This is a genomic window from Paenibacillus sp. HGH0039 (assembly GCF_000411255.1).
GTDB lineage: Bacteria > Bacillota > Bacilli > Paenibacillales > NBRC-103111 > Paenibacillus_F.
Map to the genome: position 1 here is coordinate 1,232,887 of NZ_KE150412.1, position 26,905 is coordinate 1,259,791.

The 26,905-nt window shown below is 56.2% G+C and carries 24 protein-coding genes; 1 reads left to right on the plus strand and 23 read right to left on the minus strand.

All coding sequences use genetic code 11. The annotated features are described in order from the left end of the window. Positions 1-234: 234 nt before the first annotated feature. From holA to HMPREF1207_RS05350, 7 genes are all read right to left on the minus strand, one after another. The gene (gene holA, locus HMPREF1207_RS05320) at positions 235-1,254 is read right to left on the minus strand and encodes a DNA polymerase III subunit delta (protein WP_009675365.1); all 1,020 of its coding nucleotides are present in this window, start codon (positions 1,252-1,254) and stop codon (positions 235-237) included. 323 nt (positions 1,255-1,577) lie between these two features. Then, entirely contained in the window at positions 1,578-2,774 is a 1,197-nt protein-coding gene (locus HMPREF1207_RS05325) for an anti-sigma factor family protein (RefSeq protein WP_009675424.1), read from the minus strand. Further along, positions 2,771-3,304, minus strand: a complete 534-nt coding sequence (locus HMPREF1207_RS05330) for an RNA polymerase sigma factor (RefSeq protein WP_254634720.1) — start codon at positions 3,302-3,304, stop codon at positions 2,771-2,773. Before HMPREF1207_RS05330 ends, HMPREF1207_RS05325 begins: the two co-directional genes overlap by 4 nt. 323 nt (positions 3,305-3,627) lie before the next feature. Continuing rightward, the gene (locus tag HMPREF1207_RS05335; RefSeq protein ID WP_009675421.1) at positions 3,628-6,456 is read right to left on the minus strand and encodes a ComEC/Rec2 family competence protein; all 2,829 of its coding nucleotides are present in this window, start codon (positions 6,454-6,456) and stop codon (positions 3,628-3,630) included. Between the two features lie 326 nt (positions 6,457-6,782). Next, positions 6,783-7,295, minus strand: a complete 513-nt coding sequence (locus HMPREF1207_RS05340; RefSeq protein ID WP_009675401.1) for a deoxycytidylate deaminase — start codon at positions 7,293-7,295, stop codon at positions 6,783-6,785. A gap of 8 nt (positions 7,296-7,303) precedes the next feature. After that, positions 7,304-8,596 carry a homocysteine synthase gene (locus HMPREF1207_RS05345; RefSeq protein ID WP_009675429.1) on the minus strand — a complete coding sequence of 431 codons (1,293 nt, stop codon included), beginning with the start codon at positions 8,594-8,596 and terminating at the stop codon, positions 7,304-7,306. Between the two features lie 140 nt (positions 8,597-8,736). Continuing rightward, positions 8,737-9,390: a ComEA family DNA-binding protein gene (locus HMPREF1207_RS05350; protein ID WP_009675362.1), complete on the minus strand. Its 654-nt coding sequence runs from the start codon at positions 9,388-9,390 to the stop codon at positions 8,737-8,739. 241 nt (positions 9,391-9,631) lie between these two features. On the opposite strand from HMPREF1207_RS05350, the gene comER reads away from it, so the two are divergent. Beyond that, positions 9,632-10,462: a late competence protein ComER gene (comER, locus tag HMPREF1207_RS05355; protein WP_009675386.1), complete on the plus strand. Its 831-nt coding sequence runs from the start codon at positions 9,632-9,634 to the stop codon at positions 10,460-10,462. 309 nt (positions 10,463-10,771) lie between these two features. Here the strand turns inward: comER and leuS are convergent, their stop codons facing one another. The 16 genes from leuS to spoVAC all read right to left on the minus strand — a co-directional run bounded on the left by leuS (position 10,772) and on the right by spoVAC (position 26,905). Then, a complete protein-coding gene (gene leuS / locus HMPREF1207_RS05360) occupies positions 10,772-13,219 on the minus strand; it encodes a leucine--tRNA ligase (protein ID WP_009675382.1) in 2,448 nt (815 codons plus the stop codon). Positions 13,220-13,644: 425 nt separating this feature from the next. After that, on the minus strand, positions 13,645-14,433 hold the full coding sequence (locus tag HMPREF1207_RS05365) for a class I SAM-dependent DNA methyltransferase (protein WP_009675381.1): 789 nt from the start codon (positions 14,431-14,433) through the stop codon (positions 13,645-13,647). 1 nt (position 14,434) lies between these two features. After that, positions 14,435-15,319, minus strand: a complete 885-nt coding sequence (locus HMPREF1207_RS05370) for a CvfB family protein (protein ID WP_009675373.1) — start codon at positions 15,317-15,319, stop codon at positions 14,435-14,437. After that, a complete protein-coding gene (gene rsfS / locus HMPREF1207_RS05375) occupies positions 15,316-15,663 on the minus strand; it encodes a ribosome silencing factor (protein ID WP_009675407.1) in 348 nt (115 codons plus the stop codon). Before rsfS ends, HMPREF1207_RS05370 begins: the two co-directional genes overlap by 4 nt. Before the next feature lie 133 nt (positions 15,664-15,796). Then, complete coding sequence (gene yqeK / locus HMPREF1207_RS05380) at positions 15,797-16,363, minus strand: bis(5'-nucleosyl)-tetraphosphatase (symmetrical) YqeK (protein ID WP_009675395.1); 567 nt, start codon at positions 16,361-16,363, stop codon at positions 15,797-15,799. Further along, entirely contained in the window at positions 16,353-16,940 is a 588-nt protein-coding gene (gene nadD, locus HMPREF1207_RS05385; protein WP_009675393.1) for a nicotinate-nucleotide adenylyltransferase, read from the minus strand. The genes yqeK and nadD overlap by 11 nt, the downstream gene beginning before the upstream one ends. A 121-nt stretch (positions 16,941-17,061) precedes the next feature. After that, on the minus strand, positions 17,062-17,358 hold the full coding sequence (gene yhbY / locus HMPREF1207_RS05390) for a ribosome assembly RNA-binding protein YhbY (RefSeq protein ID WP_016423489.1): 297 nt from the start codon (positions 17,356-17,358) through the stop codon (positions 17,062-17,064). 14 nt (positions 17,359-17,372) lie between these two features. Continuing rightward, positions 17,373-18,242 carry a shikimate dehydrogenase gene (gene aroE / locus HMPREF1207_RS05395; RefSeq protein WP_009675372.1) on the minus strand — a complete coding sequence of 290 codons (870 nt, stop codon included), beginning with the start codon at positions 18,240-18,242 and terminating at the stop codon, positions 17,373-17,375. 84 nt (positions 18,243-18,326) lie between these two features. Further along, positions 18,327-19,442: a ribosome biogenesis GTPase YqeH gene (gene yqeH / locus HMPREF1207_RS05400; RefSeq protein ID WP_009675399.1), complete on the minus strand. Its 1,116-nt coding sequence runs from the start codon at positions 19,440-19,442 to the stop codon at positions 18,327-18,329. A gap of 86 nt (positions 19,443-19,528) precedes the next feature. Then, complete coding sequence (locus HMPREF1207_RS05405; RefSeq protein ID WP_036739818.1) at positions 19,529-20,029, minus strand: YqeG family HAD IIIA-type phosphatase; 501 nt, start codon at positions 20,027-20,029, stop codon at positions 19,529-19,531. 265 nt (positions 20,030-20,294) lie between these two features. Next, positions 20,295-22,562, minus strand: coding sequence for a transglutaminase domain-containing protein (locus HMPREF1207_RS05415; protein ID WP_009675422.1), 2,268 nt, complete (start codon positions 22,560-22,562; stop codon positions 20,295-20,297). Beyond that, positions 22,555-23,802, minus strand: a complete 1,248-nt coding sequence (locus HMPREF1207_RS05420; protein WP_009675363.1) for a DUF58 domain-containing protein — start codon at positions 23,800-23,802, stop codon at positions 22,555-22,557. Before HMPREF1207_RS05420 ends, HMPREF1207_RS05415 begins: the two co-directional genes overlap by 8 nt. After that, on the minus strand, positions 23,799-24,764 hold the full coding sequence (locus HMPREF1207_RS05425; protein WP_009675380.1) for an AAA family ATPase: 966 nt from the start codon (positions 24,762-24,764) through the stop codon (positions 23,799-23,801). Before HMPREF1207_RS05425 ends, HMPREF1207_RS05420 begins: the two co-directional genes overlap by 4 nt. A 295-nt stretch (positions 24,765-25,059) precedes the next feature. Then, a complete protein-coding gene (gene spoVAE, locus HMPREF1207_RS05430; RefSeq protein ID WP_009675388.1) occupies positions 25,060-25,410 on the minus strand; it encodes a stage V sporulation protein AE in 351 nt (116 codons plus the stop codon). 2 nt (positions 25,411-25,412) lie between these two features. Then, a complete protein-coding gene (spoVAD, locus tag HMPREF1207_RS05435) occupies positions 25,413-26,429 on the minus strand; it encodes a stage V sporulation protein AD (RefSeq protein ID WP_170318695.1) in 1,017 nt (338 codons plus the stop codon). Next, positions 26,429-26,905, minus strand: coding sequence for a stage V sporulation protein AC (spoVAC, locus tag HMPREF1207_RS05440; protein ID WP_016423491.1), 477 nt, complete (start codon positions 26,903-26,905; stop codon positions 26,429-26,431). The genes spoVAD and spoVAC overlap by 1 nt, the downstream gene beginning before the upstream one ends.

Genomic DNA, 26,905 nt, shown 5'->3' on the forward strand with positions numbered 1-26,905 from the left:
AAGACCGGAGCCCCTGGCTCCGGTCTTTTTTTTGTACAGATGGCGAGTCTGGCCGTCCGCAAAGGAACCCGCATATAGTTTGCCGGTCTGCTGTGCGCAAGTATCCGGCGTCCCATTGATGATTCGGCCGTACAAAAAGATCGGCCTAAGCGGCCGGCCCCGGGCATCGGCTCTTGGGTTTTGAACCAACCGGCCAGTTGGCCGGTCTGTCTGTATCCCTTCTTCCCGCTCGGCTTAAGCCGCCAAACCGAGAAGAAAGAGTTCAAGGCCGAGTACCTTGTCGATGCCGCCGCTCTTCATTTTAAAATCGAGATCGGCCAGTTGCGACACGATCCGGCTCAGCTTTTCGATATCGTAAGCCCGGGCTTGTCCCTCCGCTACCTTCACGGCGTACGGGTGCAGGCCAAGCTGTCCCGCGATTTGCTGGTGCGAATAGCTCTGCTTGGAGAGCTCTTTCACCTGGAGCATGATCCGGAATTGGCGGGCCATCAGCATCACGATCTTGATCGGCTCCTCTTTCTGCTTGAGGAGCTCCTCCAGGAGCGCGAACGCCCGGTCCAGCCGCAGCTGGACCACCTGCTCGATCAGAATGAATACATTCTGCTCCGTGCTGCGAACCACAAGAGAATCGATCAGCTCGGGGGTCGCTGTCCCTCCCCGCCCTACGTTGAGAGAGATCTTCTCGATCTCCGCGGCCAGCGACTGAAGATGCCCGCCCGTGTACAGCACGAGCTGGTCGACGACTCCTTCCGCAAGCTCGAAGGATTCCCGCTTCGCCTGCCGGCGTACCCAGGCTTGCAGCTCTTCGGCCGTCAGCGGAAGGCAGGGCACGAGCGCTTTTTTTTCTTTGAGCTGCTTCACCAGCTTTTTCCTCTCGTCGAGCTTGTCCACGGAAACCGTAAAGACAAGGACGGTAAAATCGACGGGAGCCCCTAAATACTCCGTTAAACGGTCCAGTTGGTGGTCGACCTTGCCGCTGTCCCTGCTGCCTGTGAGAAACTGGGCATTCCCGGCTATGATCAGTTTGCGGGGCACCATAAAAGGCAGCGTCTCGGCGTCGGCAATGACGTTCTGCACCGGAACCTCATTCAAATCGTATTTGCTTACCGCAAAATCGAGATGTTCCGGTTCGATCATTTTGTCGGTAAGTTTCCGGATAAACTGCTCGATCAGATAAGACTCGCTTCCATAGGCGACGTACACCGGAGCGAATTTTTGTTCATCTATGCTTTTCATCGCTTGTTTGTAATCCATTCGTTCGTTCCCCTCTGCATAAATCCCTGCTCCCATCTTACCAATGACAAAGGGATTACGTCAAAACGGAATCCCACCGTCTTGCCGTAATCCCTTTGCCCGAGCAGAAAGAGAATACGCTGCCACCGCATGTTACCCGTACAAGCAGCATCTATTTAAACACCGGAGAAGAGCTCTAGAAACTCTTGACCGAGTGACAGTAAACCCGCGTTTTCTCCTGTCGTTCTCCTCAGCTTTGCGATAATTTCTCTTTGACCGATTGTTAATACAGCATACGCGCTAACCCGCCAAAGGTGCGTGTCAGACACAAAAAGAAGCATGCCTTATTTGGCACGCTCCTGCTTTGTTTTCAAGGAGACGACATACTCCTGCTTCGTGTTCCCGCTGCTTACTTCGTAGACGAACTCGTCGTTGCCGTTCCAGCCGACAAGCCGCAGCGTATCGGTTTCTTTCCACTGCTTGGCGGAAACGTAAACGGAAGTTCCGTCCGTTTTGACAATCGTAAGCTTACGCTCTTCGATCTTCGCGCTCAGCTTGCCGTCGGGAGACGTTCCTCCGGTGCCTGCGGCGGTGAATGTGTGGGCATCTTTCTTGTCCGGATCGGTCGTGGCGATCTTGCCGCCCGTCTGTCCGTCTCCCGATCCCGAAGTACCGCCGGACGTATCGCCGGGGCTTGGGGATACTCCGTGGTCCGCAGGCGGATTGTCGGTACCGCCCGCGACCTTGCCTTCGTTCGCAGAAGCATTCGGCTGTTTATCTGGCTGCGGAGTAGAAGTCGTTCCCGGTTGTTCCTTGCGGGATCCTTCCTCTTTCGGAGAATCCGCATCCGATTTCTGCTGCCCTGCACCGCTTCCCTTGTCTGTATCTCCGGTCGATGCGGTGCGGTCCGTCTGATTCCCTTCGCCGTTTGAATCCGTCTGCGGCTTGCCGGCGCTTTTGGAATCTCCGGGCGTTTGGGACGCAGGCGGCGCCGTCGGCGTACCGCCGCTTTGCTTGCCCGATCCGCTCACGTCCGGAACGGCGGTCGGCTGCACCGATTTTGCCGCCGTATCCGCGTTTTCCGTCTTTGCTCCGGTCAAGGCCGAAAACATGCCCGCCGGACCCGATTGAGCCGGACGGTCCATGTTGAACGCGAAAAATCCGAGTACAAAGCCGGCGGCCACAACGCCGCTGACTGTTTTCCAGGAGACATGCGCGGCTATGCGGCGAGTCCAAGGAAGCTGTTCCGGGGAACGCGGGGAACGGCCGACTGCGCGAGACAGACCTGCGGCTTCTTCGCGCCGGTTGGACTTTTCTTCATCCAGCCGCTCAAGCTGCGGAAGAATCGAATCGACGATACTGAATGGCGGCATGATTTTCGGAAGGTTTTCCAATTCCTTGGACAGCATGCGCAGCCTCTGCAGCATGGTGCCGCATTCCGAACATTGTTGGACATGCTGATTGAGACGCTGCCGCTCCAGATCGTTCAAATCTCCGTCGAGATCTCTCTGCATCAGCTCTTTCACCTCTTTGCAATTCATCCCCGAACACCTCCTTTCTGATATTCATGGAGTAACCCTTGAAGCTGCTGTCTCGCCCGAAAAAGATAGGATTTAACCGTGTTCAGCGGAAGCCCCAGGCAATCCGCAATCTCGTGATAGGAGAAATCCTGCAAATACCGCAAAACAACGACCGATCGGTGGTGCTCGGGCAGTTTCTCGATAGCTTCTTGAATATCCTGCGCCAAGTAACCGATCATCACTTCGTCCTCAACGTCCTTGGGGGTGGTGAACGTAAGTTCGTGTTCTTCAATCGATACGGTCGGCTTCGTCTTGCGGAATTTGTCGATGCAGATATTGGTCACAATACGCTGAACCCATGTTTTAAAAAGAGCTTTCTCTTCATAAGACTGGATTTTCGTATAAATACGAATAAGCGCTTCTTGCGAGGCATCGAGGGCATCCTGCTCATTACCCAGCAGGTAATAAGCCGTGCGGTAGACATGGGTTTCAATTTGTCTTAATAAGGTAACTAGCGCTTCCCGGTCACCCGATTGTGCCGCTTTTACCATTTCGGGCGCTACCACAAGAATCCCCCTCTCTTGCAACTATACAGACGCATTTATGTACATGAATGTTGCAACTTATCATCAAATTTAGGACTTTCATTCTATAAGAATATCAAAAAATTTTCCGAAGGTACACTTAAGCCGGAGATAATTAACAAAATGGGGAAAGTACGCGTAATAAGCGAACAATTCCCAACTCCCGATTGAATCTTCCGCATTAAAAAACTCCGTCCCTTAACAATAGCACAAGATTGTTGCTAAAATGTTTCTTTCGGCTGAAAACAACCTTAAAATTGCCTGCCGTCCGCAAAAAAATTCCAATTCGATCAACTATCCCCCGAAACTGCAGGCTTACCGGGCAATACCGAACGGACGTAAATCTTCCCGCTTCTTACCAGCAGTTGGATCTCCCCCAGTAAATCCGTCCGGAGGACCCGGATATCATTTCTTTCCAGTCTTGCAACTACGTCCGGTGAAGGATGTCTGTACATATTTTTGACCCCTGCGGAAATAAGCGCGGTCCGCGGCTTCCAGTAGCCGATCCAGTCGCTTCCGGTTGACGTTTTGCTGCCGTGGTGGGCCACTTTAAGAACATCGATCCCGGGAGTCGCCGGGGTACCGTTTTCCGTGCCGTCCGCTTCTTTCGCGCCGTTGTCAGACTGCGGAAGTTTCGTCCCGTGCGCTTCATTTGTGGAGTTCCGCGATTGCAGAAGTTCCATGACACGGCGCTCCGCTTTCACATCCATATCCCCGGTAAAAAGCCACCTCGTCCCTTCCATTTCCAGCAGAAAAACGACGGAAACGCCGTTCTGCTCGTTTTCCAGAACAATGGGGTTATCGGTGGAGCCGTAAATATCCTGTGCGGCCGACGGCGCAGGCTCGGCTCCGGTTTTTCCTGCCGTCCGCTGAGCGGGAAATGCAAGTTGTCCAGATCCGGATGCGGCCGGGTGCGAGTCCTTACCCGCCGGAATCTGCCCGTTCTCCGGCAGCGGGGCGAGAAAATCGAGCCGTGTTCGGTTGTCCATTCGGAGTGTTTTCCCGTAAGCGGCGGAAATAAGCGGGATTTTCTTATCGACAACGGTACGGAACAGCTTCTCTACTTGCGGACCGGACTTGTAGGTGCCGTTGAAAATGAACGTCTCCACCGGAATGTCCTCCAGGACAGCCTGGAGACCCCCGCTGTGGTCGGCATCTTCATGGGTCAGGATAACGGCATCGAGTTTGTGGACACCTCTTTTTTTCAGAAGGGGAACCAGCGTTTTCCTTCCTACCTCGTAAGGGTCGGCGCGCAGCTTCCATTCCTCTCCGGGCTTGCGGAAAGATACGGTCCCTCCTCCGTCTACCAGTATATATTTACGCTCCGGTGTCCGTATGAGGATGCTGTCTCCCTGTCCGACGTCGATCATATCCACGCAGGCCTCTGAGTTCCAGCGATCGGGCGTGTAACCGTAATAAAGAAGCCCGAACCAGCCGAGACCCAGCACGATTACGGCTGCCGAAGACGTTCTGTACCGGGAAAACATACTCCGCCCGGGAGCAAGCACATCAAGCTGCGGAGTGCCGGCCTCATTTTGAACGCGGCGGTTCCGCACCAAACGTTCGAGGCCTCCGCAAATGCCGGCAAGCAGGAGATAGTAAACCGCGATCCAAAAAACCGAAGGGGACGGCCAGATCGTCCGGAATCCCTCCCACTGATCCAGCCACTCGACGATGCGGAAAACAAATCCGGTCCCGCTTTCGGTTACCCAAGCGCCCAAACGGCCGAGCGGAACATACACCAGTCCGAGACATGTCGCAATCAAGCCCGCAGGGAAAATGAGCAGGCTGAAAACCGGCACGAGGGCCGCGTTAGCCAGCCAGGAAAGCAGCGAAAATTGATTGAAATAATAGATGGAGACGGGAAACGAAACAAGCTGGGACACAAGGGTAATGGCAGCGGTATTGCGGAGTACGGCGTTCTTGAGGGGCAAAAGGGCGGTAACGCGGGGAACGCCGACGATCAATCCGAGCGTCACCAGAAAAGAAAGCTGAAAGCTGACGTCCAGCAAATAATAGGGGTTCCAGATCAAAAGCCCCAACCCGACGAGGCAGGCGATTTGCAAAATATCTTTAATTCGGTTTTTACGGACGGCGAGGAGGCCGATCATCGTCATCAGGCCCGCCCGCACAATGGACGGAGAAGCTCCCGTCAGAAGGATATAGAGAGGCAGCAAAAAGACGGCAACGAGCAGATATGTTTCTTTGGGCAGCCCGAGCCTTTTCAGTACCCAGATCAGAACGCCCAGAAAAACAGCCACATTCAGCCCCGAAATCGCGAGAATATGAGTCAGCCCGAGATTCGAAAATTGGGCGTACCGGTCGGGGTCCATATCATCGGTTAATCCGATGAGCATGCTTTTCATAAAGCCCGCCTGTCCGGGCGTGAAAATTCCGTCGATGCGGCCGCCCAGATAGCCGCGGAGGGCATCCGTCGTCCGCAGGAGGCGCTCGGCCGCCAGCCGCGGACTCGTGAGAGCGGCGGTTATAGACGCCGGCGGACCGTGCTGCACCTGCTGGGCGCCTTTGACGACCAGCAGCCAGTGTTTGCCCTGCTGGCGCAAATAGCGGCGGTAGTCGAATCCGCCGAAGTTCCGCGCGGCAGCGGGCTCCTGCAGCTCGCCCCGCATGGCGAGCCGGTCTCCCCGCCGCCAGGCTGCGGCGGCGCTCTGCTCCGCCGGACTCAGCAGGCGCAGGGACACCTGCACCCGCTCCTCCGGCGGAGCCCCTGCGGCAGCGTCTGCTTCGCTGCCGCTCTCCCCGAGCTGCGAAACGCGCAGCTCGAAGGAGGCTCTGTCGCCGTCGACGGCGACAGGAGAGGCCAGCGTGCCCGCCACGCTCACCTGGCTGCCTTGGGAGGCAACCGCGGCTGCGGCGGGCAGAGCGGTGCTGTTACGCCGGTCCGTATCGGCGTAATAGCAGCAGGCTGCGGCGGCGACAAGCACCGCAGCGGTCCATCGGCGCTTCGGCAGACGAAGCGCCATGACACCCGCGGCCGCGGCGGCGAAAGCTGCGCCGCTCCAGGCGGTCATCCACGGTTTGGACGCGTATATGGCCGCCCCGTAGCCGATAACCCACAAAACCGTCAAACCTACTATGTCATTACGGTTTAAACGCATTTCTCATCTCTCTTCCTGTATGTGTGATAAGCTCATTCGTTGCGTTTCGGAACTAGAACACGCAAGTTCTTTCAGTCCATTTCACTCCGCTCCTGCTTAGACAGGGAAACCGTATAATCGCCGGCGCTTCCTTCCCTCACCAGGTAAACGCATCCCTCCTGCGCAGGCCGCGCCCCGTATCCTTTTGTTCCGCCGGACAACAAAAAGAACCCCCGCTGCTCTACTGGAGCGGCGGAGGTTCTTCCTCACGCTATTTGTGTTCCGTTCAGTGAAACAGCTTGCCGGGGTTCGTTTCCCGCAGACAAAAAGCCGTTCGCCGAACTCATTCAGTTGACAATCCGGTGGTCCGTTCCCTCGGGCGGCTCGTATCCCTGTATTTGGCGGAAGGCAATTCCCCTCGCAGCCATCAAGGCATTCACCTTGTCACTGTCCTTCGGATAAGGCCGGTGAAACACGATCTCCCGCACCCCGCTGTTGGCCAGCATATTCGAGCAGGTCCAGCACGGCTGATCCGTTACGTAGACGCTGGAACCCTCGCGGTCTTCGCGGTCGGTGAACAGAAGCAGGTTCTGCTCCGCATGAATCGTACGGATACAGCGCTGCTTGCGTATCATTTCTTCCTTACCGTCCGCGACGTGCAGCTCGTACTCCTCGACAAGCATGCATCCTTCCTCGGAGCAGTCCGGAACTCCCATGGGCGCCCCGTTGTATGCCGTGCCGAGAAGCTTCTTGCCCTGCACGAGCACGGCTCCGACATGCCGGCGGCTGCACTGCGAGCGCGTGGAAGCCATATAGGCGATATCCATGAAGTAAGTGTCCCAGTCTTTGCGCCCCGTCATGACCGCACCTACTGCTGGCTGGCCAGGATGGCCTGCTCCAGGTCATGCAAGATATCGTCGATCGCTTCCGTACCGATCGACAGACGGATCATCCCGGGCGTTACCCCCGCGCTCAGCTGTTCTTCCTCGCTAAGCTGCTGATGAGTCGTGCTTGCCGGATGAATGATCAGGGATTTGGAATCGCCCACGTTGGCAAGATGAGAGAACAGCTTAACCTGTTCGATCACTTTGCGGCCGGCTTCCAGACCGCCTTTAATACCGAAGGTCAGGATCGCTCCCTGGCCTTTAGGCAAATATTTTTGCGCCAGTTTGTACGAGCTGTGGCTTTCCAGACCGGCGTAGCTGACCCAATCGACCGCTTCATGAGCTTCGAGAAAACGCGCCACCGCAAGCGCATTCGAGCTGTGACGCTCCATGCGGAGGTGAAGCGTCTCCAGGCCTTGCAGAAGCAGGAAGGAGTTAAACGGCGAAATGGATGCCCCCATATCGCGGAGAAGCTGGACGCGCGCCTTGATGATATAGGCGATCGGCCCTACGGCATCGGCGTAAACGACGCCGTGGTAGCTCGGGTCCGGTTCCGTAAGCCCGGGGAACTTGTTGCTGGCCTTCCAGTCGAATTTGCCTCCGTCCACGATCACACCGCCGATGGAAGTCCCGTGTCCGCCGATAAACTTCGTCGCGGAATGCACGACGATGTCGGCACCGTGCTCAATGGGGCGAAGCAGGTAAGGCGTCGGGAACGTATTATCGACGATCAACGGTATGCCGTTCTCATGCGCAATGGCGGCAACGGCTTCCACATCGAGCAGATCTCCGCGCGGATTGCCTACCGTTTCGGCGTATAAGGCTTTGGTTTTGTCCGTAATCGCTTTGCGGAAATTTTCCGGATCCGAAGGATCGACGAATTTCACCTGAATGCCAAGCTTCGCCAGCGTGGTCGAGAACAAATTGTAGGTTCCCCCGTACAAGCTGGATGCGGACACGATCTCGTCACCGGCACCGGCTATGTTGAGGATCGAGTATGTAATGGCTGCCTGACCGGATGCGGTCGCGAGAGCTCCCGCTCCCCCTTCAAGCGCGGCTATCCGCTGCTCGAAAACATCGCTCGTCGGGTTCATGATGCGGGTATAAATGTTGCCGAATTCCTTCAGAGCGAACAGATCTGCGGCATGGTCCGCGTCGCGGAACCCGTAAGAGGTCGTCTGATAAATAGGCACCGCGCGGGAAAGCGTGGTTGGATCGATTTGCTGGCCGGCGTGTACGGCCAAGGTTTCCAAAGAATAAGGACGTTGTTCAGACATTTGTTCTTTCCTCCTTTATCGCGTTGATTGGGCCTATTTTCTCATATTTCCTCGTAAAATGAAAGAAAGTTTAGTAGATTTTCTCAATTCCGACATTTACGCATGCTCTTCTTTTCTTCATACCGCCTTCCAAAATCCCCTCAAGGATTAATTTGCAGGTAAGGCTTCATCTTCGCGAGCATTTTTTCCCCGATTCCCTTGATATCCAGCAACTGCTCGGCCCTTTTAAACTTCCCGTGCTGTTCCCGGTATGCAAGGATCGCTTTCCCTTTGCTTTCGCCGATTCCGGGCAGTTCCATCAATTGCTGCAGGTTGGCTGTATTAATATCGATTTTGGGACCCGGCGGGATTTTCTTGTCTGCTGCGGGCCCGCCGGACTCCTTCTTCCCGGGAACCGCTTCATTCCCTCCGGCGACATTTCGCTGCTGATCCGCCTGCGCAGGATTGTCATCGGCGGCCGCCCCTTTCCGGGATGAAGCCGGGGCCTGCTCCGAGCCGCCTCCGGTAGCGCCTGCCGCGGAATCCTCCGCCCCCGCTTGCTTACTCCCGGCGCCTACTTCTTCCTTCGCCTCCGTTTTCGCTGACGATGACGGTGACGAAGGCTTCTCCGAAGGCGATACCGGCTTCGTTCCTTCTATCGTTTGCGCCATGGAGGCGTTCAACGCCGTAAAACCTTGCGGTACGGTGCCTCGCGGGCTCACTAGCAGCCAGACTCCCAATCCTGCCGCGATTACGGCAGCGGAGCCCGCCAGAACGCCCCGGCTTTTCCAACTCTGAAAATTCCAGTTCAACATGAAACACTCCTTTGATTTTTTGAATAAACGGTTTTACACCACAGGAAACCGGCATAATTGTGTGAGAATGTTCATACCGTTAAGAAAACGTTCCTGCGTTTTTTGTCCCTGCATAAAGATGTAAACTTTGTCGGCGCCCGCTTCTGTAATGAGTCGGGTGTAATGAATCCGTTCCGGTATGCGGCACCGGTCCTATTGCCGGAAGGAGACCTGTCCGACTATTTCATGAGGAGGGTTGTCGATGAAAGCGGGATTTATCGGTACGGGCAGCATGGGAAGTATTCTGATCGAAGCGCTCATCCATTCGGGAGCGCTCAATCCTGAGCAAATCTGCGCCGCAAACCGCACTCCCGGCAAAGTACAACGGTTGGCGGAAACCTACGCCGGACTAACCGCCGCCTCCAGCAACGCGGAAGCCGCAGCGGGCCGTGATGTCGTTTTTTTATGCGTGAAGCCCCTTGATTATAAGCGAGTCATTGACGAAATCCGGCCGGTCCTGGAGCCGGCTCAAATCGTCGTATCCATTACGAGCCCGGTTCTGCTTAAGCATCTGGAAGATCAGCTTCCCTGCAAGGTGACGAAGATTATACCGAGTATCACCAATTACGTTCTCAGCGGATCTACTCTGTGTATACACGGGGAGCGCATGTATCCTGAGGATAAGGAATGGATTGAAAATCTTCTGACTCACATTTCCACACCTGTCAGAGTCTCCGAGGCATATACCCGGATCAGCTCCGATTTATCGAGCTGTGCGCCGGCCTTCCTGGCCTTTTTTCTCCAAAAATATATCGAAGCCGCAGTGGCGGAGACGGGGATATCTCCCGAAGAAGCAACGATTCTCGCTTCCGAAATGACGCTGGGCACGGGCAAACTTCTGACGACGGGCGGTTTCGATCCGGTTTCGCTTCAAAAAAGGGTACGCGTTCCGGGAGGAATTACGGCTGAGGGATTGCGATTGATGGAGCAAGATCTGGACGGCATGTTTAACCGGTTAATCGGGATCACGCATGCGAAATACGAAGAGGATCTGGAGAAATTGGAAATGGTATTTACGACAAAAAAACAATAGGAAGTGGAAAAAAGCGGTAAAATAGAGAGGGATGAAACAGTAGGATTATCGGGCAATCAGACCTAAAAGCTTGTAGGTAAAGGGAGCTTGGCCGAGCGTGGTTAAATAACGGATGCGGAATTGTTGAAGCGAACAAACGCGAAGTGAACTTGAACTCTAATTGGTTTCCCGGGGCCGTCCGACGGCGAAGACCGCTTTTCTGAAAAAGAAAGGCGGCTCCGCCGTTTCGGGCTGTCCGGAGGACCGCCGGCAGTTCCAGCTTCCCTCACGGGGAGCGGACCTGCCGGGTACCCCTAAATATCGGGCTGTTTATCCGACTACAATGTTGACGAGCTTGCCTTTCACGGCAATGATTTTGCGGACGGTTTTGCCGGCGCTCAGCTCTTTTACTTTATCCAGGCCAAGCGCGAGCTCCTGCATGCCCGCTTCGTCGAGATCTTTGGCGACTTTGACACGGTCGGCGATTTTGCCGTTCACTTGAACGACAATCTCCACCTCGTCGTCCACCGTCCAAGCCTCCTCGTAAACCGGCCACGCTTCGTACGTGATGGAGCCGGTTCCGCCGAGCTTTTGCCACAGTTCTTCGGCAATATGCGGAGCGAGCGGGGAAAGCAATTGAACAAAATGCTTCACGGCTGTTTTCGGCAGAGCTTCTGTCTTATAAGCCTCATTGACAAAAATCATCAGCTGGCTGATAGCGGTATTGAAACGGAGCGCTTCGAAATCTTCCGTTATTTTCTTCACCGTACGGTGCCATGTGCGTTTGAACGCGACTCCGCCGGCATTCTCGTCCTCGGAAATTTTTCCGCTCAATGCCCCGTTCTCGTCCACGAACAGACGCCATACGCGGTTTAGGAAGCGGTAGGAGCCTTCCACGCCGTTGGTGTTCCAAGGCTTCGTCGCTTCAAGCGGCCCCATGAACATCTCGTACATACGCAGGGTATCGGCACCGAATTCATTGACGATATCGTCGGGATTCACCACGTTGCCGCGGGATTTGGACATTTTCTCCATGTTCTCTCCGAGAATCATCCCTTGGTTGACGAGTTTGTGGAACGGCTCCTTCGTTTGGACCACGCCGAGATCGTAAAGCACTTTATGCCAGAAGCGCGCGTAGAGCAGATGAAGAACCGCGTGCTCCGCTCCGCCGATATAAAGATCGACCGGCAGCCATTCCTTCTGCTTCTCGGGGGAGCAGATTGCATCGTTGTTGCGCGGATCGATAAAGCGCAGGTAATACCAGCAGCTTCCCGCCCATTGCGGCATCGTATTCGTCTCGCGGCGGGCTTTCATGCCTGTTTCGGGATCGACCGTGTTTACCCAGTCTTCCACGTTGGCAAGCGGAGATTCGCCGGTTCCGGACGGCTTGATGTGCTCGACCTGCGGAAGCAGAAGCGGAAGCTGGTCTTCGGGCACGGTTTTCATCGTTCCGTCTTCAAGATGGAGAATCGGAATCGGTTCGCCCCAGTAGCGCTGACGGCTGAACAGCCAGTCGCGCAGGCGGTACGTTACTTTGCCCTTGCCCTTGCCGTTCTCCTCCAGCCAGGCGATCATGGACGCAATAGCCTCTTCCTTGCCCATTCCGTCGATAAAGCCGGAATTCACGTGCGGTCCTTCTCCGTCATAAGCGGCCTCCTGCACATTGCCGCCCTGTACGACTTCGATGATCGGCAGGTCGTATTGCTTGGCGAATTCCCAGTCACGTTCGTCGTGTCCAGGTACAGCCATGATGGCGCCTGTACCGTAACCGGCCAGCACGTAGTCCGCGATCCAGATCGGCAGCTTGGCGCCGTTCACGGGATTAACGGCATAAGCGCCGGTAAATACGCCGGACTTTTCTTTGGCCAGATCCGTACGCTCCAGGTCGCTTTTGCGTGCGGCTTTCTCCTGGTACGCTTTCACGTCGGCATCCTGCCCCGACGCCGTAATCTTGGCAACCAGCTCATGCTCCGGAGCCAGGACGCAGTAGGTCGCTCCGAAAAGCGTATCCGGACGAGTCGTAAAGACCGTCAGGCTGTCTCCTTCATGCCCGTCGATAGCGAAAGTGACTTCCGCCCCTTTGGATTTGCCAATCCAGTTGCGCTGCATATCTTTGATACTTTCGGACCAGTCCAGCTCCTCCAGATCTTCCAAGAGGCGCTCGGCGTACTCGGTAATCCGCAGCACCCACTGGCGCATCGGTTTGCGGATGACGGGGTGGCTTCCGCGTTCGCTTTTGCCGTCGATCACTTCTTCGTTGGCCAGAACGGTTCCGAGCGCGGGACACCAGTTCACGGGAACTTCGTCCACGTAAGCGAGGCCCTTTTTGTACAGCTGGATAAAAATCCATTGGGTCCACTTGTAGTACTCGGGATCCGTCGTGGAAATTTCGCGCTCCCAATCGTACGAGAAGCCCAGCGATTTGATCTGGCGGCGGAAATTCTCGATATTCTGCTTCGTAAACTCGCGCGGATCGTTGCCCGTGTCGAGTGCGTACTGCTCGGCCGGCAGACCGAAGGCATCCCAGCCCATCGGATGGAGTACATTGAAGCCGCGCATGCGCTTAAAACGGGAAACGATATCGGTAGCCGTATACCCTTCCGGGTGGCCTACGTGGAGTCCTGCGCCGGACGGATACGGAAACATATCCAGCGCGTAAAATTTCGGTTTACCCGCTTCGTCCGAAGTCCGGAAGGTTTGGTTGTCGTCCCAGTATTTCTGCCATTTAGGCTCGATTACCTGAGGGTTGTAACCCTGCTGTTCTTTTTCATGTGCCATGTGTGTAGGTCCTCCTGACGTTATCATCGCAACCAAAAAACCTCCCGTCTCTAGCTCTTACGGCTAGGGACGAGAGGTTGTATATTCCCCGTGGTACCACCCTAGTTAACAAGCGGCATGCTTTGCCGGTTGTTCACTCAAGTCCCTTAACGCGGGCTAAACGGTCCGGTTACTGGGCAGTACATCTTCGCTTCCGTCCGGCTTCCTGCCGGATGACAGGCACAGCTGCAAGGAAACGGCCGTACTGCGGTTCGCCTTCCGGCTCGGAGGTGAGCTCGCCTTCATCATGTACCGGCTTCCACCGACCGCCGGTTCTCTGGAAACATGCGTGCAAAGGGATGATCCTCTTCATAGCTGGTGCGATTACACAAATTTGTAATGATTATAGGCAATATTGAAGCTCTTTGTCAAGTAAAGCGCTGTTTTTAGGCAAGAGGCTTGCGGGCCGCATAAAAAAGTCTGCGGGAATCCGGAGAAAACTCCGCATCCCAGTCAAAATCGGCGGAAATCCGGATATCCGCGAAGCCCGCCGCCTCCAGCCTCTCCTTCAGCCAGCGCGGTTCGTACGCACGCTGTCTGTGGGTCTCTTCGATGCGCCGGAAAAGCGGCTCCCCGCCGCGTGCGGACGAAGCGTCCTCACGGACGAAAATCGTCAGCGCGTGCTCGATTTCCGTGCGTTCCTCGTCGAGCTCGCAGGTCCACAGGTACGCCACATCCTCTTCGTCGAAGACGAAAGGCTGCAGGGAAGCGTACTCCTCGAACTGGGCCGGGCTGTGGACATCGAACAGCAGAACGCCGCCGCCTCGCAGCCCCCGGTACGCCTGCTCCAGAGCTTCAATTATCTCCTCTTCCTCGAGGAGATAATTGAAGCAGTCGCAGAAGGAGATCACCGTGTCGGCCGGCTCCGGCAGCTCCCAGTCGCGCATGTCCTGCTGCAGCCACAGGATGTCCGGTTTCGTTCCGCTCCCGGCCTCTTCTTCGGCTTTATGCCGGGCAACGGCCAGCATATCGTCGGACAAGTCGATTCCGACGACTTTGCAGCCGAGCTTCGCGAGCGGCACGGCAATGTTTCCCGTGCCGCAGCCGAGATCGACAACGGTTTCCGGACGGAGGCCGTAAGCCTCCCAAGCCTGCCGGGCGTAGGAAATCCATGCCTCGTACGGCATGTCTTCCATCAGCCGGTCGTACGTATAAGCAAAATCACGATACGACATGTCAGTTCTCCTCTTGCTTGAGATACGTCCAGTTTTCCTCCTGGTACACCAGGCCATCCTTCATCAGCTTGCCAAGCGCGCGTTTGAAGGCGGACTTGCTGATGCCGAACTTGGATTTGATCAAATCCGCCTCGGTCTGGTCCGAGTAAGGCATGGCGCCGCCCGGACGTTCGCGGAGAACCGCCAGAACCCGCTCGGCGTCTTCGTCCCGTCCTTTTTCCTTCGGCTGCCGCATCGACAGATTCACGCGTCCGTCTTCACGGATGTACGTAACCCGGACGCTGACTTCCTCGCCGACTCTGAGAAGGCGAGAGCGCTCCGTCGAGGGGATCAGTCCGATGACGCCGAAGCCGACGACTCCGCCGTCGCAGACGACGAACGTTCCCATTTGCAGCGGTTTGTACACGCGCGCGTCCAGCCACTGGTTTCTCCAGGCCTGCGGGGCCGGAAAACATTTTTCTGTGAGAATATCTTCACCGGCAAGGCGTGCAACCAGTCTTCCCTGGCGGTCATGATCCATCGTCACGAATACTTTGTCCCCCACTTGAGGGCGAAGTTCGTGAAGCTCCGGCATTTCCTTGAACGGCAGCAGGAGATTCCGGCCGATGCCCATTTCCAGAAAGGCTCCGAAACGCGGATGCAGGTCCACGACCTCAAGCAGCGCCAGTTCTCCGAGAAGCAGCATCGGCCGGTTCATCGTGGCTGCCATGCGGTCTTCCGAATCGTAATAAATGAAAACTTCGGCCTGCTGGCCGGCTTTCAGTTTCCGATTCGTTTCCGCATACGGGAGCAGCACTTCCCGTTCCCCGTCGGTTACGAAATAACCGTACGGCGATACTTCTCTCGTTACATCGAGCGTTACGAGAGTTCCCGCTTCCAGACTCATACGCGTTCCACAACCCTTGCGTCGGACCAGAGACGCTCGATGTTGTAGTATTCCCGGTCGTCCCGGTGGAACACATGGACAACGACGTCACCCAGATCCACAAGCACCCAGCGTGCGGTATCATAGCCTTCCAGGCCGCGGACGGTGACACCGTGCTGATCCGCTTTTTTGCGGATTTCCGTGGCGATAGCCTGCACCTGCGTCTCCGAATTACCGTTGCAAATCACGAAATAATCGGCCACCAGGGAAATTTCCTGAAGGTCCAGAGCCACCACGTTAATGGCTTTCTTGTCTTCTGCCGCATCCACAACCAGATTCATCAACTGTTCCGGATTTACTGTCATCCCATCATCCTCCTTCTTGCTGGACGGTATCACAAAATCGTTCACGTAACCAGCATGTACACCCTATATTAAATTCCGTTCGTTATCATTTGGTTCATTAATTCCGTTAGTCATATGCTCTTATCACCCAGTATTACACGTCTAATTCGAGGATTAAACGGTTGCGCGTCAGCACGGTGAGCGGGTAAATGCGTCTGCCCTTCTGCAGAAGGAACGAAAGCGTGGAGTCGAACCCGGCCAACAGGGCCCGTTCCAGACTCGTTTCAGCCAGCTCGCGGATCTTGTCCACGCCGGGGAAATCCCTTCCGGGTTCCATATAATCGGCCAGACAGACGACCTTCTCCAGAGTGGACATATTTTCCCTGCCCGATGTATGATAGCGGATCGCATTCAGCACATCCTCGTCCTTCACGCCGAACCGGGCGGAAGCGATCCAAGCCCCGGCATGAGCATGCCAAAGTTCTTTATCGAAGGAAAGGACGTCCGTCTGAAATCCGCTCTCGCGAATCGCACCGGCCTGCTTCTCTACGGGCCAGTATTTGCACACATCGTGCAAAATCGCGGCCCGGTCCGCTTTCTCCTCATCCGCGCCAAACCGCCGGGCCAGGATTACGGCTGTTTCCATGACACCTAGAGTATGCCGCCACCGTTTTTCGGGCATTTCCTCTTTTACAGTCTTCATCATCTCTTCACGATTCATACAAGCCCATCCCTTCGATATAATCGTGTACGGGAGCCGTGACGAGATAGCGGACGGTACGGCCTTCCCGCCTCCGGGTCCGGATATCCGTGGAGGAAATGTCCAGAAGCGGCATCGGAGCCAGACGGACGCCCTGCCGGATGAACGCCGGAAGCGCATCCGGTTGAAGCTCGAAGCCGGGTCTTTGAAGACCGATGAAGCCGATCATCTTCATGATCTCTCCGATTTCACGCCATTTGGGGAGATACTCGACCATGTCGGCCCCGATAATGTAGTGAAATTCGTGCTCCGGGTACCGGTCTTTCAGCTCCCGGATCGTATCGACGGAGTACGAAACCCCGCCTTTGCGGAGTTCGTGATCGAACGGACGGAAAGCGGGATTGTCCGATACGGCGCGGCACACCATCTCCCAGCGCTGCTGGGCCGAAGCCTTGGGGGCATTCGGTTTATGCGGCGGAACATTGGCGGGCATAAACCACACCTCGTCCAGCCCGCAGGCGGTCCGGGCGCATTCCCCCGCAACCAGATGGCCGGTATGCACAGGATCGAAGGTCCCGCCCATGATTCCTATCCGCATGTCGCCACCTCCTCCGGCGGTCCGCCGTTATTTTCCACAGGCTCCTAAAGACTGTACGCAAGCCCTTATAGAACCGGCGGACCGTGTCCGATATCTTGCTGAAATACGCCTCTGATCCAGTCTAGGATTTCGGCAGCTCGATCTGTTTGTTATCGCGCGATTCTTTATAGAGGACGATCGTACGTCCGATGACCTGAACCAGCTCGGCGCCCGCGCCTTCCGCCAATTCTCTGGCAACTTCCTTGCAGTCCGCCTCATAGTTGTTGAGTACCGAGATTTTCATCAATTCCCGAACCTCGATCGCTTCTACGATATGTTGAATCAAATGCTCGTTCACTCCGCCTTTACCTACTTGAAAGACCGGGGTCAAATGGTGCGCCAGTGAGCGCAGATGTCTTTTTTGTTTTCCTGTTAGCATAACTTCTGATTCCCTCAATTCCCGATAAATGATTGCTCTACGGCCTGCCGCATCGCCGCTGCAGGCGCAGGGACGCCGGTCCAGTATTCGAACGCGTAGGCCCCCTGGTAAATAAACATCCCGAGTCCGCCGTGAGTGACGGCTCCTCTTGCTTTAGCTTCTTTCAAAAAACGGGTTTCCAGCGGGTTGTAAACGAGATCGCTGACAACCGCGCCTTCCCGGAGCCGATGACCGTCCAGATCCAAAGGCATCTCTTCGATATTCGGGTACATGCCCGATGAAGTCGAGTTGATGATCAGATCGGCGTCACTGATAATGTTTCCTAATTCGTGGAGCCCCATGCCGACAGCGCTTGTTTCGGCGCGGACGGTAGAGGCGAGCTCCTGAGCTTTCTCCGCCGTCCGGTTGGCGATGGCGATAAACGACGGGCCCTCCTTCGCCAGGGCATATGAAATCCCCCGGGCCGCTCCGCCCGCTCCGATCAGCAGCACTTTTTTGCCGCGGAGATCCATGCCCGTTTCTTCTTTAAGCGAACGGACATATCCGATTCCGTCCGTGTTGTAGCCGATCAGTTTACCGCCGCGGTTGACGACGGTGTTCACGGCGCCGAGGGCCTGCGCATCGGCGTCGATCTCATCGAGATACTTCATCACGTTGACTTTGTGCGGGATCGTCACGTTGACTCCGCCGAAACCGAGCGCGCGGATACCGGCTACGGCCTCCTCCAGCTGCTCCGGCAGCACGTGAAACGCGGCATACGCTCCGTTGATCCCCGCTTCGCCGAAGGCCCGGTTCATCATAATCGGAGAGCGGGAGTGCCGCACCGGATCTCCGAATACTCCGTACAGAATCGTACCGCTGTCCAAAGACGGCTTGTTACCCATGGTCGGTCTCTCCCCCGTGCATTCTTTATGTGCCGGACCTGCCTGCCAAAACGCAAACGCCTGGCGTACCAGGGCCTGTCCGGTTTAAATAAGCGAATCGCGCTGGACGATCTTAACGCCTTTCGGTACATGAACGGCCAGTTCCGCGCCCGCTTCGCTGTTAATTTTGATCCAGCCGAGGCCGGAGATCAGCACGTCGAGCTTTTTGCCCTTCGAAATGTGAATCGTCTGTTTAACGAGAGGCGGCAGCTCTTCCAGATCTTTCACCACAGGCGGGGTAAGCAAAGTCCCTTTGTGGTTCGCGTACAGCTCGTCCGCTTTTTCCAGCTTCGTGCGATGGATGGGAATGGCCCCCGAAGAGTAAATCGTAAACGACTGGCGCTCGCCGCGGACAAAATCGAACCGGGCTAACGACCCGAAAAACAGGGTTTGTCCTTCGTTCAATTGATACACCATCGGTTTAAGCGGCTTGCCCGGCATCAGCTTACCCAGGTCTTTCTTGGAGACAAGCTCCGTCAGCCGGTGCTTGTACACGATTCCCGGCGTATCGATAATAAAATGTCCATCATCGAGCGGAATCTCAACCATATCGAGCGTCGTGCCCGGATATTGGGAGGTGGTCAGCTCCGAATCCAGATCGCTGTAATCGGAAATAAGCCGATTGATGAGCGTAGACTTGCCCACGTTGGTCGCTCCGACGACGTAGACGTCTTTGCCGTTCCGGTGTTCGTCCACCGCCTGAAGAACCCGGTCGAAACCCATGTTCTTCTTGGCGCTGCAAAGCACGACTTCCACAACCTTCAGGCCTTGTTCCTTAGCCTGCTTGCGGACCCAGTTCACGATCCGGTTCCAATTGGTCACTTTCGGGAGCAGGTCGATTTTGTTGACGACCAGAATGATCGGGTTGCCTCCGACGAAACGGGCCAGACCGCTGATCAAACTGCCTTCGAAGTCGAAAATATCGACGATATTGATGACGAGCGCTTCTTTGTGCCCCACGTGCCCGAGCAGTTTCAGAAAATCGTCCTGGTTGAGCGTAATGCTCGACGCTTCATTATAGTTCTTGATGCGGAAACAGCGCTGGCAAATAACCGGTTCTTTCTCGAGAGCCTGCGCGGGGGTGTACCCGAGCGCATGAGGATCTTCGAGCTGAAGCTTGACACCGCAGCCTCCGCAATGGATAACTTCTTCTTGGGTCATGAATCCTCCTTAAAATGAACGGCGGGGGCTTCCGTTAAGCGTTGTTCCCCCGCAAGCAAAGTGAAGCTTTCCCGTGAAGGAAAGCTTTATTTATTCTTCGAGATGTAATTGTTGGCCAGCTTCTCGATGCGCCGGTTGATTCGTGTAAAGAAACCTTCATCATGGATGGAGATAGGCGCAACAAGAATGGTATATAAACCGAGCCGGTTCCCTCCCAGCACGTCTGTCAGCATCTGATCACCGATCACAACCGTCTGCTCTGCAGTTGTATCCATCAGTGCCAATGCTTTGCGAAAGGCCGTGTTCGTCGGTTTGCGCGCGGCATGAATGAACGGGATAGACAGCGGCAGGGCAAATGTGGATACCCTTGTTTCCTGGTTGTTCGATACGATGACGACCTTGAAACCGAGCTGCTTCACATGCCCGAGCCAATTCACGAGCTCCGGTGTCGCATCGGCCACCTTGGCACCGACAAGCGTGTTGTCGAGATCCGTGATGATTCCGCGGATTCCGCTCTGCCAAAGCTCCTCCAGATTGATATCGTAAATCGTCTGCACGAATTGTTTCGGCACCAGTTTTTTAAACAACAGCGTCACCCCAACCTCTTTCGAATCTATAGGAACTATACCATACATGTCCAATTCCTTGCAAAAAGAAAAAGGAAGCGTTTCAGGCCGTGCCCGGACGGGAAATTCCCGTATTCTCAGCATTCCCTTGCGGCCGCCCGTTCCATTCACCCGCCGAAGCTTGCCCCGGATTCTCTCTGCCGGAAAAAAGAAAGGCCGTTCTCCGGTTAACGGAAAACAGCCTGCAGCTTACGCCATGAATTCGGCCCATCGGTAGGTGCCGGTTTTATTTCATCTGCTCGCGCAGCCGTTTCACATGGCCCTGAACGGCCTCCAGATCCTGCTCGGTTACGGATGAGCGGCTGTACTTGGCCTTCTCGAACATCGCGAGAACCGGCGAAAGTTCGCCCGACAGCCAGTAGCTCTGGGTCATCCAGCGGGAAGCGGCTTCCCGGAACGTTTCATGCTCGAACCGTTCGTAGCCTTTGCGTCTTCCGTACCGCAGAAGCCGGTTGACCTCTTGAATAACCCCCTGCGCGTAATTAACCGCTTTGGGATCGCGTCCGAACGGCGGCAGCAGTTTCTTGCCGCTGCTCAGCCGGATGGCCGTTACGACGACAGCCGTAAGCAGAACGAGGCCGCTGAGCGTATACAGCACGTAACGGACCCAAGGGGCCGCGCCGGATTGAGCCTGGGACGTCTTCGCCTCGGCCGGTGCCGGTGTCGGCATCTCGGTAGCCGTCGACGTTTCGGGCGCATACGACTGCGGCAGCGAAAATCCGGCAGTCGGCTCGAACGGCAGCCAGCCGTAGCCCTCGAAATAAACCTCCACCCAGGAGTGAGCGTCTGAATTGCGGACGGTGTAGGTGCCCTCGGCGTCCGGATCGGACATGCCGCCCCTCAGGTTTCCGATACCGGCGGGACGGCTGTTATCGGAAGAACCCGATGCGTAGCCTTTGACCCAGCGGGCCGGAATGCCGAGCGACCGGGTCATCACGACCATCGCCGACGAATAGTAGTCGCAGTAGCCTTCCTGGATTTCGAACAGGAAGCGGTCGACGAAATCTTTGCTTTTCCCCTTGGATACGTCGGGGGTGTTCGTATACGGATACTTGCTGGACAAGTAAAGCTCCAGCTCATGCACTTTCTCGTAGGCGGTCGGAGCTTCCTTCGTCACTTCTTTGGCAAGCTCCGTCACCCTCTCGGGCAGCCGGTCGGGGAGCTGGAGATAGTCGTTCCACTCGGACCGGTTCAGCCTGCTCATATCGACTTTCTTGAGCCCGCTTAAATCGAGCAGCGGGATGTTGGACACGAGCTCGTACTGCTTCGGGTAGTTCGATTTCGCGTTAAACCGCAGCTCCGCCTGGCGCGCGGACCACCGGAGAGACCCCAGCTGCGCCGGATCGGAGCGTGTTCCGTCAGGACCTTCCTCCTGAATGTCGACCTTCGACATCGGATAAGCCCCGAACAGCACCGGGTATACTTCGTTGCTGCGCATTTTGACCGTCTGCTTCACTTCTTCGGTCTTCAGCTTGGACGTGTCGATGCCGGTATCCGCGGGAAGCTTGCCGCCGGAGTCCACGGAGCTCTGGCGGGCCCGTCTGTCCGCCGGACTCGCTTCCCAGCCGCTGCCGGTGTACAAAGCCCGGGTTTCCCCGCGGTAATACGTGCGGCTTGTCGTGTCAACGGTGAAAACCGGCGTGTAATCGTACTGGAACTGTCCGCCGAGCTGCGCGTCGTTGCGGCTGTAGCCCGACGATTTCAGCAGCGGATCGTTCGGGTCCTGCACCATCGTCCGTCCGGAATCGTCGCTGCTCGGCAGGAAGGTCACCGCCTCGCCGTTATACTGCCGCCAGGCCGTATACGGATCAGTGAGAACCGGATCGACCGCCGGTACGAGCGCACCCAGGGTGAGCGTCAGGGCGATAATCAGCACGACCGGCACGATCAGCGGGCCGGGATTGTCCGAAAGCCGCTTCCAGCTCTCGGGCGCTTTGTTCTTGAGCTGGGATAAATGGCGCACGACCAGCATGCACAATCCGCTGAAAATAACCGCCGCTACCTGCGGCCATAACTGCAGGGTGCTGAACGAATCGCGGACGCCGAAAAACAAAATGGCCAAAATGACGATAAAAGAAATCCACAGTTTAGACCGGGACGCCCACATAGCCATCAGGAACACCCACCAGGCGGCTAAACCGAACCATAAATAAGGGAATAATTGCGAAACATTGGCCTGAAACCACTCCATCGGACCGTCCATCTGAGACAAGGGGACAAACCGGTATTGAAGCACAACCGCGTGAACGACCAGTACCAGGACGATCTGCAGAAGTTCTCTGACCAAATGATGAATCCGCGGGATGAAGAACGTCGCGCAGACCGTAATCAGCGTCCAGTTTACGGCTTTCAGAGTTTCGGGCAGCCACAATCCGTCCTCGCGGGAAATCCATCCGGTGAACTGAAATAGAAACAGCAGGACGAAGAGCGCCATCCACTTCTTCGTTCCGTCTTCGCCGGCCATAAACCGGAAAACGTTCCAGATGCTACGCATAGATCTTCATCCCTCCTCCCAGCACAGCCGGCAGCTCCGTCAGCGCGTGCACGCCGTAACCCATAAAGCCTAGGCTGTGCAGGCGGCGGACCCACACGTCCGTGGAGCCTCCCTTGGCGCCGCAGACGCACAGGTGACAGGCGAGCATGCGCTGTTTGTCGGTCCAGTGGAGCAGCGACAGGAGATCGGAGTTCTTCGCCGGCGTGATATACACAACCAAAGCTCCCGGCGAGAACATGCCGTCCGCGTTGTTGACCACCTGCTGCAGCGGACGTAAGCCATCGGGCTCCACCTCCACCAGGTGATCCATCAGGACGTCCTCATGCCGGGCGCCCGTCTTGGGTACGGCCATCAGGGATTCGCGGCCGGAGGAAACGAGCCCTACCGCGATATTCCTCTGGGTGCCGAAATGCAGCAGGGAAGCGGCGATGGAAACCGCCAGTTCGAATTCGGCGGGACTGCCGTAATTCTGCTTGCTCCGGTCGAGCACGAGCACCATCTTCGGGAGCGTTTCCCGCTCGAATTCCTTCGACTTCCACGTTCCCGTACGCGCCGTGGCGTTCCAGTGGACACGTGAAAGCCTGTCCCCGTGAATGTACTCCCTCACGCCGTTGATCTGCGTCGTTTCCCGCTGCATCCTAGCGGTTACGGAGTGATGCCTTGCCCCTCGCGGGGACTGGGAAAACTGCGCCCAGTGGCGGATCTCGATCATTTGGGGCATCACGACAAAGCCGTACGGCAGGTGAACGCTGCCTTTGTGCTCGTAGAGCCCGAAGACGTCTTCCGTCGCGAACTCCGCGCGCTCCAGGGAGTAATGGCCCCGGCGCAGGGGCGGCGTTTTGTAAACGAATTCTCCTTTGCGCATCCAGTTCAGGACCACGGAACCCTTCATCACGGTCTTCTCCCCGCTGCTTCGCACCAGCTCGTCTTCGATGAGCAGGTACGGGATGGGCCAGACGCCGGGAACCTGGATTTTAAGCTTGATCTGCAGGGACTGCCCCGCCTGGACCTTACCGGTTCCGTCCGCCGCCGATATTTCACGCACCGCCTGCGTCTGACGGATGCCGCTCCATTTGCCGAGAACCAGATAAGCGGAGAGCAGGCATACAACGGCAAACAGCGTGGAAGCGAGCTTACCGCCCTGAAAGAGCAGGAACATCAGGCTGGCAAAGAACAGGAAGGATAAAATCAGGGTCGCCTGTCTTCCCTTCTGAGCCGCGGTAGGTTTGAAAAGCTTCATTTCGCTTTCTCCAGCCTGACGGGCACTTTCGTATGCGCCAGTATCGAAGCGAAAACGGAACGGGAGGTTTCTCCTTCCATTCGTGCTTCCGAAGAAAGAATAATCCGGTGGCCGAGTACGTAAGGGGCCAAATATTTCACATCGTCCGGGAGGACATAGTCGCGGCCGTTCAAGTACGCGTAAGCTTTCGAAGCCTGCACGAGGGCCAGCGTAGCGCGCGGACTGGCTCCCAGCTCGACGGCCGGGTGCTCCCGGGTGCTGCGGGTAATGTCCACCAGATACTTCGCGATGCCTTCGTCGAGGTAGACCGACCGCACTTCTTCCTGCATGCTGAGAATCTGTTCCGCACCGACAACTTCATGAAGCTGTTCCATGGGGTGCTCCTTGCTTTGCGACGCGATCATTTGAAGCTCCGTTGCGCTGTCCGGGTACCCCAGACTGAATTTGATCATAAACCGGTCAAGCTGGGCTTCCGGGAGCAGATACGTGCCTTCGAAGTCGATGGGATTCTGGGTCGCAAGAAGCATAAACGGGCGCGGAAGCGGGTACATCTCGCCGTCTACCGTCACGTGATGCTCTTCCATCGCTTCCAGGAGAGCCGATTGGGTTTTGGTGGTGGCGCGGTTGATTTCATCGACAAGCAGAATGTTGGCCATAACGGGACCGGGGCGGAAAAAGAAAGCTTCATTCTTCGGATGATAGATCGAAACGCCGGTAATATCCGTCGGCAGCAGGTCCGGATTGCACTGAATCCGGCGGAATTGGCCTTGTATGGAGCGGGCGAGGGATTTGACGAGAACCGTCTTCCCCGTCCCGGGCACATCTTCGAGAAGTACGTGACCGCCGGCAAGAAGTGCGGTTAACAGCAGCATGATTTCTTCGCTTTTGCCTAATATACATGAATCCAAATTGGATCTGATTCTGGAAATCTCGCTCATATGAGGTTGGGACACAGCAGCCATTCGGTACGAATCCTCCTTCGGATAAAAAGGGTTTGAAGTCCTATTTTTTATATTACAGGAAAGTAGAAAGCGAGTACAACAAAACCCCTTCTAAATTTATTAAAAAACCGACAGTTGGTGGAAAAGAAGCTAAAAGGAGCAAGCTTCCTCGGTTTTTGTTACGGGAGGATGACTGTGTAATGACGGCAGGATTACGAATGAATGTCAAAGAAATGACAGAGAAAACAGCAAATCCGAAACAACGAAAAAACACCCCGTTTCCCGAGAAAACGGAGTGTCGATCTGCGGCTGCGCTTCAGCCTTTGGGACGGACGAACAAAGCGGCGAGAAACGAGAAGATGATCGCCGCCGAAATACCGGCGCTCGTGACTTTGAAAATCCCCGTTACGATGCCGATCCAGCCGCTTGACTGGATTTCCTTGATGGCGCCGTGCACCAGCGCGTTGCCGAAGCTCGTGATCGGAACGCTGGCGCCGGCTCCCGCAAAACGGACGAGAGGCTCGTACAGCCCGAAGCCGTCAAGGATCGCTCCGGCCACGACGAGCGTCGTCATCGTATGAGCCGGTGTCAGTTTGCCCAGGTCCAGCAGCAGCTGACCGATGACGCAGATGGCTCCGCCGACGAGAAATGCCCATAAAAACTGCATGATTAGAGTCCCTCCTGTCTTTCTATCGCAACGGCATGCGCAATGCAGGGAATGGATTCCCCCTGCTGAAACGACAGCGGGGACAGCAGGGCGCCCGTGGCGACGACCAGCAGGCGGCGGATGTCGCCTTGCTCCATTCTTTTCAGCAGGTGGCCGTATGTAACGACGGCCGAGCAGCCGCAGCCGCTGCCTCCGGCCTGCACGCCCTGCTTCCGGATGTCGTAGATCATCAGGCCGCAATCGTTGAACGTGGTGCTGTTCATGGCGATTCTCTGCTCCTTCAGCAGCTCGTTTACGATCTGAAAGCCTACGGTGGCGAGATCGCCCGTTACGATAAGATCGTAATAATCGGGGGAGCGCTTCATGTCCCGGAAATGAGCGGTGATCGTATCGGCTGCCGCCGGGGCCATCGCGGCGCCCATGTTGAACGGGTCCGTAATCCCCATGTCGATCACCTTGCCGATCGTAGCCGAAGTAACGACGGGCCCCGTGCCTTTCTGGGCTACGACGGAAGCTCCGGCGCCCGTTACCGTATACTGGGCCGTGGGGGGCTTCTGGGAGCCGTATTCCGTCGGATAACGGAACTGCTTCTCTACGGTGCAGTTGTGGCTGCACGTGCCGCTCAGGACATAGTCTCCTCCTCCCGAGGCTACGATCAGCGAAGACACGGCCAGGCTTTCCATCGAGGTGGAGCAAGCGCCGAAGACGCCCAGGTAAGGAATCGCCAGCGTCCGGGCGGCGAAGCTGCTGGAAATAATCTGGTTCATGAGGTCGCCGCCGACGTAGAACTGAATCTGATCCTTCTGGAGACCGGCTTTCTTGATCGCGAGGTTGGCCGCGTCTTCCATAAGCGCCTTCTCCGCTTTTTCCCAGCTCTTCTGCTTCAAGGTATTGTCCTGGTGAATGAGATCGAAATCGTTGGCGAGGGGTCCCTCGCCCTCATCGGGCCCGACAACCGTGGCGGTGGAGATCAGAACCGGAGGCTTCCGGAACTCCCAGGATTGACCTTTTCGAATAATCAATGTGCCCCGCCTCCGAAGATCAGACTGAAAATGCCGACGAAGAAGGCGGCCACTACGCCGAACACGATAACGGAGCCGGCCAGTTTAAACATATTGCTGGCGGTGCCGAGAATCAGTCCCTCGCTGCGGTGCTCAATGGCAGCCGAACACATCGAGTTAGCGAAGCCCGTTACCGGCACAGCCGTTCCCGCTCCGGCCCACTGGGCGATTTTGTCGTACACGCCGAGGCAGGTCAGGATGACGGAAATGAGAATCAGCACTGACACGGTAGGATTCGAAGCGGCTTCCTTGCTGAAGCCGAACACTTTCTCAAACAGCATCATGAGCGCCTGCCCGATAATGCATATAAAACCGCCCACAACGAAGGCGCGGATACAGTTGGCGACGACCGGTCTTTTCGGCTCGTTTTTTTTCGCGATAGCCTGGTATTGCTGCTGGGTTAATGTCGCGTTTTTCTTTTTCTGGTTGGCCAC

What these genes read in the sequence shown, in the direction of transcription:
- yqeK (WP_009675395.1), bottom strand. Translation starts at nt 16,363, where the DNA reads ATGAATCGTGAAGAGATGATGAAGACTGTAAAAGAGGAAATGCCCGAA.
- yhbY (WP_016423489.1), bottom strand. Translation starts at nt 17,358, where the DNA reads ATGCTAACAGGAAAACAAAAAAGACATCTGCGCTCACTGGCGCACCAT.
- holA (WP_009675365.1), bottom strand. Translation starts at nt 1,254, where the DNA reads ATGGATTACAAACAAGCGATGAAAAGCATAGATGAACAAAAATTCGCT.
- spoVAE (WP_009675388.1), bottom strand. Translation starts at nt 25,410, where the DNA reads ATGCAGTTTTTATGGGCATTTCTCGTCGGCGGAGCCATCTGCGTCATC.
- nadD (WP_009675393.1), bottom strand. Translation starts at nt 16,940, where the DNA reads ATGCGGATAGGAATCATGGGCGGGACCTTCGATCCTGTGCATACCGGC.
- HMPREF1207_RS05370 (WP_009675373.1), bottom strand. Translation starts at nt 15,319, where the DNA reads ATGAGTCTGGAAGCGGGAACTCTCGTAACGCTCGATGTAACGAGAGAA.
- rsfS (WP_009675407.1), bottom strand. Translation starts at nt 15,663, where the DNA reads ATGACAGTAAATCCGGAACAGTTGATGAATCTGGTTGTGGATGCGGCA.
- HMPREF1207_RS05345 (WP_009675429.1), bottom strand. Translation starts at nt 8,596, where the DNA reads ATGTCTGAACAACGTCCTTATTCTTTGGAAACCTTGGCCGTACACGCC.
- HMPREF1207_RS05330 (WP_254634720.1), bottom strand. Translation starts at nt 3,304, where the DNA reads ATGGTAAAAGCGGCACAATCGGGTGACCGGGAAGCGCTAGTTACCTTA.
- HMPREF1207_RS05325 (WP_009675424.1), bottom strand. Translation starts at nt 2,774, where the DNA reads ATGAATTGCAAAGAGGTGAAAGAGCTGATGCAGAGAGATCTCGACGGA.
- yqeH (WP_009675399.1), bottom strand. Translation starts at nt 19,442, where the DNA reads ATGACCCAAGAAGAAGTTATCCATTGCGGAGGCTGCGGTGTCAAGCTT.
- HMPREF1207_RS05350 (WP_009675362.1), bottom strand. Translation starts at nt 9,390, where the DNA reads ATGTTGAACTGGAATTTTCAGAGTTGGAAAAGCCGGGGCGTTCTGGCG.
- HMPREF1207_RS05420 (WP_009675363.1), bottom strand. Translation starts at nt 23,802, where the DNA reads ATGAAGCTTTTCAAACCTACCGCGGCTCAGAAGGGAAGACAGGCGACC.
- comER (WP_009675386.1), top strand. Translation starts at nt 9,632, where the DNA reads ATGAAAGCGGGATTTATCGGTACGGGCAGCATGGGAAGTATTCTGATC.
- HMPREF1207_RS05365 (WP_009675381.1), bottom strand. Translation starts at nt 14,433, where the DNA reads ATGTCGTATCGTGATTTTGCTTATACGTACGACCGGCTGATGGAAGAC.
- aroE (WP_009675372.1), bottom strand. Translation starts at nt 18,242, where the DNA reads ATGGGTAACAAGCCGTCTTTGGACAGCGGTACGATTCTGTACGGAGTA.
- HMPREF1207_RS05340 (WP_009675401.1), bottom strand. Translation starts at nt 7,295, where the DNA reads ATGACGGGGCGCAAAGACTGGGACACTTACTTCATGGATATCGCCTAT.
- HMPREF1207_RS05425 (WP_009675380.1), bottom strand. Translation starts at nt 24,764, where the DNA reads ATGGCTGCTGTGTCCCAACCTCATATGAGCGAGATTTCCAGAATCAGA.
- HMPREF1207_RS05415 (WP_009675422.1), bottom strand. Translation starts at nt 22,562, where the DNA reads ATGCGTAGCATCTGGAACGTTTTCCGGTTTATGGCCGGCGAAGACGGA.
- leuS (WP_009675382.1), bottom strand. Translation starts at nt 13,219, where the DNA reads ATGGCACATGAAAAAGAACAGCAGGGTTACAACCCTCAGGTAATCGAG.
- HMPREF1207_RS05335 (WP_009675421.1), bottom strand. Translation starts at nt 6,456, where the DNA reads ATGCGTTTAAACCGTAATGACATAGTAGGTTTGACGGTTTTGTGGGTT.